At 74.1% G+C, this 14,258-nt stretch carries 11 protein-coding genes and 1 pseudogene; 7 read left to right on the forward strand and 5 right to left on the reverse strand.

Translation table 11 applies throughout. The annotated features are described in order from the left end of the window. Nucleotides 1-2 precede the first annotated feature (2 nt). The gene (locus tag ACWCSU_RS09270; RefSeq protein ID WP_357701018.1) at nucleotides 3-611 is read right to left on the reverse strand and encodes a response regulator transcription factor; all 609 of its coding nucleotides are present in this window, start codon (nucleotides 609-611) and stop codon (nucleotides 3-5) included. A 141-nt stretch (nucleotides 612-752) separates the two neighbouring features. Between ACWCSU_RS09270 and ACWCSU_RS09275 the strand changes: the two genes are divergently transcribed. Then, the gene (locus ACWCSU_RS09275) at nucleotides 753-1,241 is read left to right on the forward strand and encodes a carboxymuconolactone decarboxylase family protein (protein ID WP_357701016.1); all 489 of its coding nucleotides are present in this window, start codon (nucleotides 753-755) and stop codon (nucleotides 1,239-1,241) included. 14 nt (nucleotides 1,242-1,255) lie between these two features. On the opposite strand, the gene ACWCSU_RS09280 is transcribed toward ACWCSU_RS09275, so the two are convergent. Beyond that, on the reverse strand, nucleotides 1,256-2,287 hold the full coding sequence (locus tag ACWCSU_RS09280) for a zinc-dependent alcohol dehydrogenase family protein (protein WP_449934653.1): 1,032 nt from the start codon (nucleotides 2,285-2,287) through the stop codon (nucleotides 1,256-1,258). Nucleotide 2,288: 1 nt separating this feature from the next. Next, nucleotides 2,289-3,112: pseudogene (locus tag ACWCSU_RS09285) on the reverse strand (helix-turn-helix transcriptional regulator). 113 nt (nucleotides 3,113-3,225) lie between these two features. Between ACWCSU_RS09285 and ACWCSU_RS09290 the strand changes: the two are divergent. The 3 genes from ACWCSU_RS09290 to ACWCSU_RS09300 all read left to right on the forward strand — a co-directional run bounded on the left by ACWCSU_RS09290 (nucleotide 3,226) and on the right by ACWCSU_RS09300 (nucleotide 6,462). Next, the gene (locus ACWCSU_RS09290; RefSeq protein ID WP_357701010.1) at nucleotides 3,226-3,936 is read left to right on the forward strand and encodes an SDR family oxidoreductase; all 711 of its coding nucleotides are present in this window, start codon (nucleotides 3,226-3,228) and stop codon (nucleotides 3,934-3,936) included. Between the two features lie 35 nt (nucleotides 3,937-3,971). Beyond that, on the forward strand, nucleotides 3,972-5,369 hold the full coding sequence (locus tag ACWCSU_RS09295) for a glutamate--cysteine ligase (protein ID WP_357701008.1): 1,398 nt from the start codon (nucleotides 3,972-3,974) through the stop codon (nucleotides 5,367-5,369). 64 nt (nucleotides 5,370-5,433) lie between these two features. Beyond that, nucleotides 5,434-6,462 carry a hypothetical protein gene (locus ACWCSU_RS09300; protein ID WP_449934655.1) on the forward strand — a complete coding sequence of 343 codons (1,029 nt, stop codon included), beginning with the start codon at nucleotides 5,434-5,436 and terminating at the stop codon, nucleotides 6,460-6,462. A gap of 37 nt (nucleotides 6,463-6,499) precedes the next feature. Here the strand turns inward: ACWCSU_RS09300 and ACWCSU_RS09305 are convergent, their stop codons facing one another. Further along, a complete protein-coding gene (locus ACWCSU_RS09305) occupies nucleotides 6,500-7,219 on the reverse strand; it encodes a PaaX family transcriptional regulator C-terminal domain-containing protein (protein WP_449934657.1) in 720 nt (239 codons plus the stop codon). A 31-nt stretch (nucleotides 7,220-7,250) separates the two neighbouring features. Between ACWCSU_RS09305 and ACWCSU_RS09310 the strand changes: the two genes are divergently transcribed. Beyond that, nucleotides 7,251-8,903: an acyl-CoA dehydrogenase family protein gene (locus ACWCSU_RS09310; RefSeq protein WP_357701002.1), complete on the forward strand. Its 1,653-nt coding sequence runs from the start codon at nucleotides 7,251-7,253 to the stop codon at nucleotides 8,901-8,903. 35 nt (nucleotides 8,904-8,938) lie between these two features. Continuing rightward, the gene (locus tag ACWCSU_RS09315; RefSeq protein ID WP_449934659.1) at nucleotides 8,939-9,682 is read left to right on the forward strand and encodes a crotonase/enoyl-CoA hydratase family protein; all 744 of its coding nucleotides are present in this window, start codon (nucleotides 8,939-8,941) and stop codon (nucleotides 9,680-9,682) included. Nucleotides 9,683-9,713: 31 nt separating this feature from the next. On the opposite strand, the gene ACWCSU_RS09320 is transcribed toward ACWCSU_RS09315, so the two are convergent. Next, nucleotides 9,714-10,994: an FAD-binding oxidoreductase gene (locus tag ACWCSU_RS09320; RefSeq protein WP_357700998.1), complete on the reverse strand. Its 1,281-nt coding sequence runs from the start codon at nucleotides 10,992-10,994 to the stop codon at nucleotides 9,714-9,716. A gap of 55 nt (nucleotides 10,995-11,049) precedes the next feature. On the opposite strand from ACWCSU_RS09320, the gene ACWCSU_RS09325 reads away from it, so the two are divergent. Next, the gene (locus ACWCSU_RS09325) at nucleotides 11,050-14,256 is read left to right on the forward strand and encodes a BTAD domain-containing putative transcriptional regulator (RefSeq protein ID WP_449934660.1); all 3,207 of its coding nucleotides are present in this window, start codon (nucleotides 11,050-11,052) and stop codon (nucleotides 14,254-14,256) included. The last annotated feature ends 2 nt before the right edge of the window (nucleotides 14,257-14,258 follow it).

The raw sequence follows: 14,258 nt of genomic DNA on the forward strand, positions 1-14,258 counted from the left end.
GGTCAGATCCAGCCGGACTCGCGGGCGATGCGGATGGCGTCGATGCGGCTGCGCGCGCCCAGCTTGGCCGTCGTCCGGCACAGGTAGTTCCGGACCGTTCCCTCGGCCAGGAACAGCGAGGCGGCGATCTCCCCGATGGAGGCGCCGTCGGCCGCCGCGCCGATCACGTCCAGCTCGCGGGGGGTGAGCGGCGGCTCCTCGGGGCGCATGGCGGCGATGGCCAGCTCCGAGTCGATGACCCGCTCGCCGTCGGCGACCCTGCGGATGGCGTCGGCCAGCCGCTCCGGCGGCGCGTCCTTGGCCATGAACCCCCGTACGTGCACCTCCAGCGCCTGCTTCAGGAGCCCGGGGGTGCCGACGCCGGTCAGGATCAGCACGCCGCAGCCGGGCAGCTTGTCGTGCAGTTCGCGGGCGGCGGCGAGCCCGTCCATGCCCGGCAGGGCGATGTCGAGCACCGCCACGTCCGGACGGCACGACTGGGCGGCGGCCAGGATGTGGTCGCCCCGCTCGACCTCGGCGACGACCTCGATGTCCTCCTCGTAGGCCAGCAGCGCCACAAGCGCCCCTCGTACCAGGTGCATGTCCTCAGCGAGCAACGTTCGAATCACCATGGGATCCTTGCGGTCGACCAGGCTTGCAACGTCCTGCGGGCGTCTTAATCCTGACCTATTGCCCGCACTGTGGAAAGTCCCCCTAAGTGAGGGTAAAGCCGTCCCCCGCAAGAGGGCGCTCATTTGGGGAATGGTCAAGCCATGAAGCCTCGAGTGAAGCCCCTGCCTCCCGCGGAATGGGACGACTTTCAGCAGGCGAACCCCCAGAACGTGTTCACGACGCTGGGCCGGCACCCCGCGGTCTACGAGGGCTGGCTGCGCTTCGGCGGCGCCCTGCTGAACGGCACGCTGCCCGCCCGCGACCGCGAGCTGGCCATCCTGCGCACCGCCTTCCACAGCCGCAGCGCGTACGAGTGGACCCATCACGCCCGCATCGCCCGCGAGGCGGGCCTGACGGACGTGGAGATCGAGTCGGTCCGCCAGCTCGACGCCCTCTGGCCGGTCGAGGACCGCCTGGTGCTACAGGTGGCCGACGACCTCCACTACGCGGGCGACCTCACCGACGCCACCTGGGCTGCCCTGTGCGACCGCTACGACGAGGTGCGCAGGATCGAGCTGGTCGTCCTCGTCGCCCACTACTCCATGCTGGCGCTGGTGCTCAGGGCGCTCGGCGTGCAGCTGGAGGAGTGAGCCCGGCCCGGCGGTCAGCCGCCGGGCACGATCATCGTCACGCCCGGGACCGAGCCGATCGAGGCCAGCGCCTTGCCCGCGTCGGCCAGGCCGATGGTCCGGGTGACGAGCTGGTCGGGGTGCAGGATCCCGGCCCTGATCAGTTCCAGCATGGGCGGGTAGGCGTGCGCGGCCATGCCGTGGCTGCCCAGCAGCCGCAGCTCGTGGCCGATCACGCGGTCCATCGGCACCGGCGTCGGCCCGCCCGGCAGCAGGCCGACCTGGACGTGCCGCCCCCGCCTGCGCAGGCTCTCGACCGAGGCCGCGCACGTGCGCGGGCTGCCCAGCGCGTCGAGCGAGACGTGCGCGCCGCCCCTGGTCAGCTCCCTGACCTGGGCCGCCGTGTCACCCGCCGAGCCGTTGACGAAGTGCGTGGCCCCGGCCAGCTCGGCCAGTTGCAGCGCGTCGGTGCTGATGTCCACCGCCACCACCCGCGCCCCGGACGCCGCCGCGATCATCACGGCCGACAGCCCGACGCCGCCGCAGCCGTGCACCGACACCCACTCGCCCGGACGCACCTCGCCCACCTGGACGACCGCCCGGAAGGCGGTGGCGAAGCGGCAGCCGAGCCCGGCGGCGGTGGCGTAGGCCATCTCCTCGGGGATCGGCACGAGGTTGACGTCGGCGTGGTCGACGGCGACGTACTCGGCGAAGGAGCCCCAGTGGGTGAAGCCCGGCTGGGTCTGCCGCTCGCACACCTGCTGCTCGCCCGTCGCGCAGGCCGCGCAGGTGCCGCAGGCGCAGACGAACGGCACGGTGACCCGCTCCCCCGGCAGCCAGCCGCGCACGTCGGGGCCCACGGCCTCGATCACGCCCGCCAGCTCGTGGCCGGGCACGTGCGGGAAGACCGTGATGTCGGGGTCGTGCCCCTGCCAGCCGTGCCAGTCGGAGCGGCACAGACCGGTCGCCTCGACCCTGATCACCGCCCCGCCGGGCGCGGGGGTGGGATCGGGCAGCTCGCGCAGGTCGAGTTCCCCGCCGAAGACGTCAAAGGCAACCGCTCGCATCTCATGAGCTTAGAGTGAGTCGCCGCAGGTCGCGCAAGGCCCGGTGGGAGGGCGAGCCGGGTTCGGTGGTGTAGAGCACCAGCCGGAGGTCGTCGCGGTCGGGCCACGGCAGCACCTGGCAGATGGCGTCGATCGTGCCGACGAGCGGATGGGTGACCTGCTTGCGCTGCTCCCTGCGACCTCGTGCCCGGCCCACAGCTCGGCGAACTCGGGGCTGAGCGCCAGCATCTCGGCCACCAGCGCCTGGAGCGCCCGGTCGTCGGGGTAGCGCCCGGCGGCCACGCGCAGGTCGGCGACCGAGGCGCGGGCGAAGCGGCCCTTCTCCTCGTCGGACAGGTGCTCGGCGATGCCGGGCGACATGAACACCCAGCGGATCACGTTGCGCCGGTCGGGAGGCAGGGAGTCCAGGTCGCCCATGAGCATGGCGGCGAGCGGGTTCCAGGCGCGCAGGTCGTAGCGGGCGTCCAGGACGTAGGCGGGGACGTCCTCCAGGAAGGCGAGCAGGTGCAGGATGCCCGCGGGCACGTCCTCCCTGATCCGGGGGGTCTCCAGCAGCCGGCCGGCCAGCCGGAACAGGTGGGCGCGCTCGTCCTGGTCCAGCATGAGCGCCCGGCACAGCGCGCCGAGCACCTGGCGCGACGGGTGCGGGCCCCTGCCCTGCTCCAGCCGGATGTAGTAGTCGATCGACATCCCGGCGAGCTGGGCCACCTCCTGCCGGCGCAGGCCCGGCGTGCGGCGGCGGTCGCCGCCCGGCAGCCCCACGTCGGACGGGGTGACGCGGGCGCGCCTGCTGCGCAGGAATGCGGCCAGTTCGTCGCGGTTCATGCCTCCATCCTCCGTCCTGAGGGCAGGTGAGCGGGCTCGCGAAGGTGGTACCGCTGATCCCAGCTTCCGCGGGTCTCTCCCACACCCCTTCCGACCTGGGAGAACGTTGGGCCATGACGACGACTGCCCTCATCACGGGCGCCAACAAGGGAATCGGCCACGAGATCGCGCGGCTGCTGTCGGAGCGGGGGATCACCGCGATCGTGGGAGCCCGCGACGAGGAGCGCGGGCGGGCCGCCGCCGGTCGGCTGGGCCTGCCGTACGTGCGGATCGACGTGACCGACGAGGCGAGCGTGGCCGCCGCCGCCAAGTGGATCGAGGCCGAGTACGGCTCGCTCGACATCCTGGTCAACAACGCCGGGATCGCCGGCGGCCTGGACGGGGGCGTCCCGAGCGCGGCCGGCGCGCAGGCGTTCAGGGACGTCTACGAGACGAACGTGTTCGGCGTGGTCACCGTGACCAACGCCATGCTGCCCCTGCTGCGCAGGTCGCCGGCGGGCCGGATCGTGAACATGTCCAGCGAGCTGGGCTCGATCAGCCTGGCACTCACGCCGGGCGGCCCGTTCTGGGACCTCAACTTCGCCGTCTACAACTCCTCCAAGACCGCGCTCAACATGATCACCGTCTGCTACGCCAAGGAGCTGATGGACACCTCCATCAAGGTGAACGCCGCCAACCCCGGCTACTGCGCCACCGACCTCAACGGGCACACCGGCTTCCGCACCGCCGAGCAGGGGGCGGCCGTCGCCGTACGGCTGGCGACCCTGGACGCCGACGGCCCGACCGGCGCCTACCTGGAGGATGACGGACCGATCGCCTGGTGAGGTGTGGACACCTGCGTAGTGGACAGAAGGGGGCGATGGGACGAGATCTGGACAAGGAGCGGTTCTCCGAGGCGGAGTACGCGCGCTTCGGAGAACGCATCCGGGAGCAACTCGGCACGCTTCGCGAGCTGCTCGAAACCCCCGGCTTCGGGCAGGGGCCGGCCACGATCGGGGCCGAGCTGGAGCTGTTCCTGATCGACCGGCAAGGACGGCCGCTGCCGCGCAACGACGAGGTCCGGGACCAGCTCGACGACCCGCGCGTCGTGCTCGAACTGGGCCGCTTCAACATTGAGGTCAACCTCACCCCGACGCCGCTGGCGGGCGCGCCCTTCGAGCGCATGGGGGCCGAGATCCAGGAGACGGTGACCAAGGTGGACGCCGCCGTCGAGGACGGCGGCGCGCTGCCGATCGGCATCCTGCCCACGCTGGACGCGAAGGACTTCACCCGCGGCGCGCTGAGCGACCAGAACCGCTACCGGGCCATGAGCAGGGGCATCAGGCGGCTGCGGCTGGAGCCGTTCCTCGTCAAGATCGAGGACCTGGAGCTGTCGGTGGAGGACGTGATCCTGGAGAGCGCCAACACCTCCTGGCAGGTGCACATCCGCACGCCGCCCGACCGCTTCGCCCGGCTGTTCAACGCCGCCCAGCTCGCCATCGGGCCGGTGCTGGCCGCGTGCGGCAACTCGCCGTTCTTCCTGGGCAGGGACCTGTGGGCGGAGACGCGGATCGCGCTGATGGAGGAGGCGGCCGACGACCGCGACGTGGAGCGGCGCGGGCGCAGGGACGGGCGGGTCACGTTCGGCTCGGACTGGGTGCGGGAGGGCGCGCACGAGCTGTTCGAGCGGTACGTGCAGGACTACGAGCCGATCGTGCCCGACCTGTCCGACGGCGCCGAGCCGCACGAGGTGCCCGAGCTGCGGCTGCACCAGGGCACGATCTGGCAGTGGAACCGGCCCGTCTACGACCCGGCCGACGGCGGGCACCTGCGGGTCGAGATGCGCGCGCTGCCCGCCGGACCGTCGTGCGCGGACATGACCGCGAACACGGCGTTCCTGCTGGGGCTGACGCTCTCGCAGGCCGAGCGGGACCTGACCGGCTACCGGTTCGCCGAGGCGTACCAGAACTTCTACCGCGCCGCCCAGGACGGGCTGGAGGCCAAGCTGGCCTGGCCGGGCCTGGACGGCGAGTTCGAGGCCGCCGACCTGGTGCTCAGGCTGCTGCCCGAGGCGCGGGCCGCGCTGCTGGCGCACGGAGTGACCCCGCACGACGCCGACACCGCCCTGGACGTCATCGCCCAGCGCACCCGGCTGCGGCGCACCGGCGCGGTCTGGCAGCGCGAGGCGCTGGCGCGCTTCGGCGGCGACCGGGAACGGCTCGTGCGGCGCTACCGGGAGCTGGCCCTGTCGGGCCTGCCGGTGCATCTGTGGGACTGAACGCCAACAAATGCCGCCGCTCGTCCGTCAAACTACTCCGAGAGACGGACGAAGTGAGGCAGATATGGCGGCGACGGGAATGGTTCCGGCCGACAAGGCGCCCTACGCGTTAACGCGGGCCACGGGGACCCTGGCCGAGGGGGCGGCGAAGCTGGCCGGGGAGATCGGCGCGACCGGGGTCGAGGCCCTGCTGGCCCACGCCAACAGGACCGCCGTCCACAAGGGCGCCACGGCGGCGCTGGGCTCGATGCAGCCCAGGCCGTCGGACTGGTACGCCTTCGACGGCAAGGACCAGGACACCGTCGACTGGTACCCGCAGGGCGTGACCTGCGGCGAGGAGTCCGGCAGCATCGGCGTGCCGGTGCTCCTGGTGAGCTGGTACTTCAAGCCGACGCCGGGCGAGCGGGGGATCAGGGTGTCGTTCCTGAGCCCCCGGACGCTGAAGTACCAGCACGCGCTGCTGGTCGAGGCCGCGCCCGACGGGACGTACAAGCCGATCGACGTGCACGCGGGCGGCCTGGCCTGCCACGGCGACCTGCTCTACGTCGCCGACACCTACAACGGCCTGCGCGTGTTCGACCTGGGAAACCTGCTCGACCTGCGCACCGCCCAGAGCGACCTGGGCGATCCCGCGCGCGTCGGGCGTTCCGGCGGCAAGTTCCACGCCTTCGGCTACCGCTACCTGCTGCCGCAGACCGACTGCTGGAAGCTCGCGCGGCGCGGGCCGCACTTCTCGTTCCTGTCGGTGGACCGCAGCGGCGCCACGCCCGCGCTGGTCTCGGGCGAGTACCGCGAGAACGACCCCGGCGGGTGGGTCGCCCGCTGGAACCTGCCCCTGACGGACGGCACGCCCAAGGACGCCTTCGTCATGGGACACCCCAAGATCCAGGGGGCGGTCTCCTGGGGCGGCAAGTGGTACCTGAGCCAGGCGGCCGACGGCAACACCAACGGCAGGCTGCTCGTCCACAGCGGTGACAAGCTGCTGACCAGGCCCTACCCGATCGGGCCCGAGGACCTGACGGTGCGCGGCGGCAAGTTGTGGAGCGTCACCGAGTTCAGGAACAAGCGCATCGTCTTCGCCGTCGCACTCTGAGCCGGGGCCGGGGCGGGGCACCAGGTGGGGGTGGGGATCAGCCCTCCATGTGGGCGCGCAGGACCTCGCGGTAGCGGTGGTCGAAGGCGTCGTAGCGGGCCCGCAGCGCGGCTCCCGGCCAGCCTGCGGGCAGCAGCTCGGCGGGCAGCAGCGGGTCGGCCAGCAGGTGGCGCAGCACGGCGGCCGAGACCAGGAAGCCCTCGGCCAGCCCGTCGGCCCGGTCGAGCGCCCGCTCCAGCCGGTGTGCCTCGGCCGCCCAGCCGTCGAGGTCCCACAGCAGCGGGGTGGGGTCGCCGTGCGGGCGGCCGTCGATCAGCGTGCACTGCGCGGTGACGGTCTCGGGCCAGGCGCGCACCAGGTTCGCCGGACGCAGCCAGGTGCCCTCGCGCAGCTCGCCCATGCGCAGCGCGGACATCGTGTGCCGGAACGCCGCCCGGTCGGCCGGGGCGCGCCGCTCGGCGGTGACCACCGCCACCTCCCACGTGCCGTCCCACGGTTTGGTGTGCGGGTCGCGGCTCTCGTCCTGGCGGGCCTGGCGCTCGACGAGCCGTTCGGACAGCGTGTAGCGGCCGCCCTGCTGCGTCAGGTCGCCGGCCGCCACCATGCGCGACAGCGCCACCCGGACCGTGCCCTCGGCGATGCCGAACAGCGCGCCGATGCGCACCAGATGCCGGACGGGCAGCCGGGGCGGGTGGCTGCCCAGCAGCGCGCTCAGGACCGCCGACCGGGCGCTGAGTGAGGTGTTACGGTCTTCCATCGCGTGTTGATTATATGTAACACTCGCGAGTATGGGCCGGTATCTCATCGAACCTTTCGACCACAGCGACCGCTACGCCACCGAGCGCTACCAGGGGGCGGCCGGGCGCAACTGGTGGACCTGCGACCCCACGCTGCGCCTGCTCATGCGGCGCCACCTCGGCGACGGCTTCGCCTGGGCCGAGCCCCGTCTGGAACGGCTCGGCGCGCTGATGGGCGGCCTGGTCGCCGAGTGCGCCGAGGAGACCGACCGCAACCCGCCCCGCCTGGAGAAGTACGACAAGTGGGGCAGGGACGTCAGCCGGGTCGTCATGCCGCCGTCCTTCGAGGCCGCCCGCGCGGCGCTCATGGAGGACAACTTCACCTCGCCGTCGTTCGCCGAGGAGGCACGGGCGAACGGGGCGGACCCGTCCGCGCTGGCGGCGGCCTGGACGTACCTGCTCGACCAGGCCGACATCGGGATGGGCTGCGCGCTCGGCACCGGCGGGGACATGGTGGTCTCGCTGGCCGAGAAGCACGCGCCCCCGGACGTACGCGACCGGGTCCGGGAGATCTTCGCCGACGGCTACTACTCCGGCGAGGCCGCTCAGATGTTCACCGAACGCACCGGCGGGTCCGACCTGGCCGCCCTGGAGGCGTGGGCCGAGCCCGACGGGGAGGCGTGGCGGCTGACCGGGTTCAAGTGGTTCGCCTCCAATGCCAACGGGTCGGCGTTCGTGGTGCTCGCCCGCACGCCCGACGGCGCGGTGGCGCCGTTCCTGGCGCTGTGGGAGCGGCGCGACGGCTCGCGCAACGGCGTGCGCATCCGGCGGCTGAAGGACAAGCTGGGCACCCGCTCGGTCGCCTCGGCCGAGGTCGAGTTCACCGGCGCCGAGGCGTTCCTGCTGGCCGGCCAGGGCTCCGGCTCCGGGCTCGGGACGATGATGAAGCTCACCAACGCCTCCCGGCTGGGCGTCGCCATGATGGGCGTCGGCGTGGCCAGGCGGGCGCTGGTCGAGTCGATCTGCTACGCCCGCTCCCGCGAGGCGTTCGGCCGCCCGCTCATCGACCAGCCGCTGATGCGCCGCAAGCTCGCCGAGCTGATCGTCGAGGTCGAGGCCGCCCAGGCGATGGTGTTCGACGGCCTGGTCGGCCCCCGGCTGCGGCTCGGCCCCGCGCTGATCAAGCTGCGCGCCGCCCGGCTCGGCCTGACGGCGGCGAGCGACGCGATCGAGGTGCACGGCGGCAACGGCTACATCGAGCAGTGGCCGGTGGCCAGGCTGCTGCGCGACGCCCAGGTCAACCCGATCTGGGAGGGCGGCGACAACATCCTGTGCCTGGACGTGCGCCGCGCCATGCTGCGCGAGGAGGCCCACGTGCCCTTCCTGGCCCGCCTGCGCGCCCTGGCCACCTCCGACCTGGTGAACGCGCGGATCGACGACCTGTCCAAGGCCGTCGAAGCCTGGCACGGGCTCGACCCGGCGCTCGCCGAGGAACGCCTCTACCCGCTGGCCCAGTTCATGGCCGACGTCTACGCCGCCGCGCTGCTGGAGGACCAGGCCGCCTGGGGGCTCGACGACGGGCGCAAGGCCCTGGTCGCCCGCCTGTACGCCGAGGCGCACCTGGCCGACCGCGGCCCGCTGCGCGGCGTCGACGCCCCGGCCGCCGACCACTTCGACGAGCTGCTGGCCGGGGCGCTCGCCTGACAGTACGCTCGCCAGGTCTCCCCGAGGAGGGCCGCATGACCGTACGCGTCGAGCGCGAAGGACCCGTCACGACCGTCGTCCTGAGCAGGCCGGCGGCGCGCAACGCGGTCGACAGGGAGACCGCCGGCGCGCTCACGGACGCGTTCGGCGACTTCGAGCGCTCCGACGCGGCCGTGGCGGTGTTGTGGGGCGAGGGCGGCACGTTCTGCTCGGGGGCCGACCTCAAGGCGCTGGACAACCACGTCGGCGAGGACGGCGACGGCCCGATGGGGCCGACCAGGATGCGCCTGTCCAAGCCGGTGATCGCCGCCGTCGCCGGGCACGCCGTGGCCGGCGGGCTGGAGCTGGCCCTCTGGTGCGACCTGCGGGTGGCCGAGGAGGACGCGGTGTTCGGCGTCTTCTGCCGCCGCTGGGGCGTGCCGCTGATCGACGGCGGCACGGTCCGGCTGCCCCGGCTCATCGGTGCCTCGCGCGCCATGGACCTGATACTCACCGGCCGCGCCGTGCACGCGCCGGAGGCCCTCGACATGGGCCTGGTCAACCGCCTGGTGCCCACCGGCACGGCCCGGCGGCACGCCGAGGAGCTGGCCGCGCGGATCGCCGCGTTCCCGCAGGCGTGCCTGCGCGGCGACCGCATGTCGCTGCTGGAGCAGCACGGCCTCACCGAGGAGGAGGCCATGCGCAACGAGCTGCGCCACGGGCTGGTCTCGCTGCCCGGCGCGGCGGCGGGCGCCGCCAGGTTCGCCGCCGGCGCCGGCCGTCACGGCGACCTCACCTAGCCCGCCGCCCGCGGCTCCCGGGCCCATCGGTTCAGCCGAGCACCGGGAAGTTGGACCTGATGACGCTGAGCGGGTCGCGGGCGCGCTTGAGGTCGCGCAGCCGGGCCAGCGTCTCGGGCGAGAACGCCGCCGCCGCCTGCTCCCCGCCGTGCAGCATCGTGAACGGCCGCCGCCCGCTGCTGAACGGCACCAGCACCTTGCCGAGCCGCTCGATGCGCTCTGACACCTCCGGCGACGGCAGGCCCAGCGCGTGCACGAGGTACGGCTCCGGCAGCCGCTCCACCGCGCCGCCGCCCTCGACCGGCCTGGCCACCGCCCCGCCCAGGTGCCGGACCTGAACCGCCAGCAGCGGCTCGATCGGCTCCCCGGTCAGCACGCCGGCGACCTCGTCGTCCAGCCTGGTCAGCAGCTCGGTGTGGCCCATGCCGGGGCTCGGGTCGACCGGTTCGTCGCAGATCGAGGCCAGTTCGGCCACCGGCAGCACCCGCCTGGTGTCGGCGATCGCCCCGCCCACGGCCTCCAGCGGCCGCAGCAGCGTCCCGGGGTCGGCCCCGAGGTAGGTGCACTCGACCATGACGAAGCCGGGGGCGCCGGGCGGCGTGAGGAGCTGGAACCACACCGACAGCTCCTCGGGCGCGTCGGCGGTGACCTCGCGGAAGGCCGCCATGACCTGCTCGGCGCGGTCGGCCGGCCACATGATCCGGCCGCCGTACAGGAAGGGCGCGGGGTGCAGGTCGAACTCCATGGCCGTCACGATCGCGAAGTCGCCGCCGCCGCCGCGCAGGGCCCAGAACAGCTCGGGGTCGCTCTCGGCGGTGACCGTGATCCGGCCGCCGTCGGCGTCCACGGCCTCGAAGGCGCGCACGCTGTCGGCGGCGAAGCCGTGCTTGCGGCTGAACCAGCTCAGACCGCCGCCCAGGGTGTAACCGGTCACGCTCACCACCGGCGAGCTGCCCGCCAGGCCGGTCAGCCCGAGCGGGCTCGCGGCGTCCAGCACCTCGCCCCACTTCACGCCCGCGCCGACGCGCGCCACCCCGTCGCGGATCGCCACCCCGCCCAGACGGCCGGTACGCAGCAGGATCGTCCCCTCGGTGTCGCCCGACGCGCCGTGGCCGCCCGGCTGCGCGGTCACCGCCAGGCCGTGCAGGCGGGCGTAGCCGATCACGGCGGCCACGTCGTCGGCGTCGGCGGCCTCGACCACCGCGCGCACCGGCTGCTCGACCGCCAGGTTCCAGGGACGGCGCGCCTGGTCGAAGCCGTCGTCGCCGGGAAGGAGAACGGGGCCGGTCGTCATGTTCCTCAGTTCGTTCATGTGATCGATGATGCTTGGTCCCACTTGCGTGGGAATTGGGGTTGACTTGAGCCCCGTGGAGTTCAGACTGTTCGGTCCGCTTGAGGTGGACGACGACGACGGCGCCCGCCTCGACCTCGGCACCAGGAAGCAGCGGGCGGTGCTGGCCATGCTGGCGCTGGAGCCGGGCCGGATCGTGCCACTGGACCGGCTGATCGAGGAGCTGTGGGCGGGGGAGGCCCCGGCCAGGGCCACCGCCACGCTCCAGGCGTACGTGTCGCACCTGCGACGGGTGCTCGAACCCGGACGCAAGCCGCGCACGCCGCCTCAAGTGCTGCTCACCCGCGAGCCCGGCTACCTGCTCGACATCGCGCCCGGCCAGACGGACGTCGCCCGCTTCGCCACCTGGGCGGCCGACGGCGCCCGGCTGGTGCGGCAGGGGCGGCACGGCGAGGCGGCGCGGGTGCTGGACCGGGCGCTCGGGCTGTGGCGCGGCGAGCCGCTGGCCGAGTTCCCCGGGCTGGCGCCCGACGTGCCGGCCCGGCTGGGGCAACTGCGGCTGGCGGCCGAGGAGGACCTGCTCGAAGCCCGGCTGGAGCTGGGGGAGGCCACCGTGCCCGACCTGGAGGCGCTGACCGAGGCGTATCCGTACCGGGAGCGGGCCTGGCGGCTGCTGGTGCTCGGGCTCTACCGGGCGGGCCGGCAGGCCGACGCGCTGGCCGCGCTGCGCCGGGTGCGCGGGCTGCTGGCCGGACAGCTGGGCATCGAGCCGGGCCCGGAGCTGAAACGCCTGGAGCAGGCCGTCTTCGACCAGTCCCCGGCCCTGGACGCCCCCGGCGGGACGACCGCCGCCGAACCGCCCCGGCGACCGGACGCGGACGACGCGAAGGCCCCACCGGCGCCGAGTGCCGCGGCGGGCGGACGGGCGGCGGGAGAGCGCCTGGTCGGACGGGAGGCGGAGCTGCGGACGCTGGAAGAGCTGCTGGGCGGCGCCAGGGCCGGGCACGGCGGCCTGGCGCTGGTCACCGGCGAGGCGGGCATCGGCAAGACCAGCCTGGTCAGGGCCGCCGCCGACCTGGCCGCCGCCCGCGGGTTCCGGGTGGAGTGGGGCAGATGCCTGGACGACCCCAGGGCCCCGGCGTTCTGGCCGTGGGCGCGGGCGGGCATGATCCCGCCGTCCCCGCACGCCGAGCTGTTCGACCTCTACGACGCCGTGCTCGCCTCGCTGCGCGGCGGCCCGCTCCTGCTGGTGCTGGAGGACCTGCACTGGGCCGACGCCTCGTCGCTGAAGCTGCTCGGCCACGTCGCGGGCGAGCTGGCGGGCACGTCCGCCCTGATCATCGCCACGCTCCGGCCCGAGCCCGCCGACCAGCCGGCCCAGCTCCGCGAGACGATGGGCACGCTGTCCAGGGAGGGCCGCAGGCTGCCGCTCGCGCCGTTCGACGCCGAGGGGGTGCGCGCCTTCCTGCGCCTGCGCGAGGTGAGCGCCGACCCCGGGGAGCTGCTCGACCGCTCCGGCGGCAACCCGTTCTACCTCGCCGAGCTGCTGCGCCTGCCCGAACGCGAACGCCACCTCGTCCCGCCCGGCGCGGCCGACGTGATCGACCGCAGGCTGGCCAGGCTGCCCGGGCCGACGCGGGACCTGCTCAGGGCCGCCGCCGTCGCGGGCCGCGAGGTCTCGGTCGACCTGCTGGCCGCGCTCGTGGAGCAGCCGGTCGAGGACGTCATGACGGGCCTGGAGCCCGCCCTGGCCGCCGGGCTGCTGACCGAGGCCGCCGACTACCGCTTCTCGCACGCCCTCGTCCGCCAGGCCCTCGACGCCGGCCTGACCACCCTGGCCCGCGCCCGGCTGCACCTGCGCGCCGGCCGCTCCCTGGAGGGCGTGCCCGGCGCCGACCCGGCGCTGCTGGCCGGCCACTTCGCCGCGGCGGCCAGGCTGGGCGGGGCGGCCAAGGCCGTCGAGCACGCCACCGAGGCCGCGGCCCAGGCCGCCGCCCGGCACGGCTACCAGGAGGCCGTCGAGCTGTGGGAGCTGGCGCTGGCCCACCTCCCGCCCGGCGACTCGCCGCGGCGCTGCCGGCTGCTCGTCGAGCTGGGCCGGGCCCGCCGCACCCTGGGCGACGCCGCCGGCGCCCGCCGCGACCTGGACGAGGCCGTCGCCCAGGCCCAGCGGCTCGGCGACAAGGACGCGCTGGTGGCCGCCGTCTCGGTGTTCGGCGGCCTGTCGGTGTGGAACTGGCGGCCGTACGGCGTCGTGGACGAGGCGATGGTCACGGTGCTGGAGGACCTGCTGGCCGGCGGCCTCGACCCGGCGTCCAGGGCGGCGCTGCTGGGCACGCTCGGCATCGAGCTGCACTACGGCCCGCGCCGCGCCGAGGGCGAACGGCTGGCGCTGGAGGCCGTCGAGCTGGCCCGCGGCCTGGACGACCCGATGCTGCTGGCCACGGCGCTGAACAACTACCTGATCGCCGGGTTCGTCCCGGGCCGCAACGACGTGCGGCTCAAGGCGGCCGAGGAGATGCTCGCCATTCCCGGCCTGCCCAGGGAGGCCCGGCTGGTGGGACGCGTCCTGCGCATGTCGTGCCTGCTGCGCGCGGGCGACCTGGCCGAGTGGGCCAGGGACCTGGACCGCTGCGAGCAGCTCCTGCACGAGGTGGCCAGGCCCGAGCTGGAGGCGATGGTCCGCGTCTCGCAGACCGCTGCGCACACCCTGCACGCCCGCTGGGACGAGGCCGAAGCCCTGCTCGGCCGCTTCCCCGGCCTCACGTACGGCGGCAGCCTGTGGGGGATCGAGGCGCGCCGCCTGGCCGCCCTCTACACCTGCCGGCGCGGCCAGGACCGGGGCGCGGAGCTGCTGGAGGAGCTGGTGGCGGCGGGGGAGCGCCCGCTGATGAGCCCGGTGCGCCCGCTCGCCGTCCTCGCGGCGCTGGAGGCCGGGCGGCCCGAGCTCGCCAGGGAGCTGATCGGCCGGTGGGGCGTGGAACTGCGCGAGGACTGGTCGGCGGACTTCCTCCACCCGGTCTGGGGGCTGGTGGCCGCCCGGCTCGGCACGCCCGACCCGGCCGACCTGTACGAACGGCTGCTGCCCATTTCCGGCCAGCTCATCGTCATGGGGATGGGCAGCGCCGCCTGGGGCTCGGTGCACGACGTGCTGGCCGAGCTGGCCGGGCGGCTCGGCCGCGACCGGGAGGCGCGCGAGCACAACGAGGCGGCGGTCGCGCTGCACCGGCGGCTCGGGCTGACGTACTGGGAGGCGCGCAGCCGGGGGTGGCGTCCCGGCTGACT

This window comes from Nonomuraea sp. NPDC001699 (assembly GCF_053596455.1).

Coding starts and splice junctions, on each gene's coding strand:
- ACWCSU_RS09310 (WP_357701002.1), top strand. CDS start 7,251: ATGGGCCGGTATCTCATCGAACCTTTCGACCACAGCGACCGCTACGCC.
- ACWCSU_RS09315 (WP_449934659.1), top strand. CDS start 8,939: ATGACCGTACGCGTCGAGCGCGAAGGACCCGTCACGACCGTCGTCCTG.
- ACWCSU_RS09295 (WP_357701008.1), top strand. CDS start 3,972: ATGGGACGAGATCTGGACAAGGAGCGGTTCTCCGAGGCGGAGTACGCG.
- ACWCSU_RS09270 (WP_357701018.1), bottom strand. CDS start 611: ATGGTGATTCGAACGTTGCTCGCTGAGGACATGCACCTGGTACGAGGG.
- ACWCSU_RS09290 (WP_357701010.1), top strand. CDS start 3,226: ATGACGACGACTGCCCTCATCACGGGCGCCAACAAGGGAATCGGCCAC.
- ACWCSU_RS09275 (WP_357701016.1), top strand. CDS start 753: ATGAAGCCTCGAGTGAAGCCCCTGCCTCCCGCGGAATGGGACGACTTT.
- ACWCSU_RS09300 (WP_449934655.1), top strand. CDS start 5,434: ATGGCGGCGACGGGAATGGTTCCGGCCGACAAGGCGCCCTACGCGTTA.
- ACWCSU_RS09280 (WP_449934653.1), bottom strand. CDS start 2,287: ATGCGAGCGGTTGCCTTTGACGTCTTCGGCGGGGAACTCGACCTGCGC.
- ACWCSU_RS09305 (WP_449934657.1), bottom strand. CDS start 7,219: ATGGAAGACCGTAACACCTCACTCAGCGCCCGGTCGGCGGTCCTGAGC.
- ACWCSU_RS09320 (WP_357700998.1), bottom strand. CDS start 10,994: ATGAACGAACTGAGGAACATGACGACCGGCCCCGTTCTCCTTCCCGGC.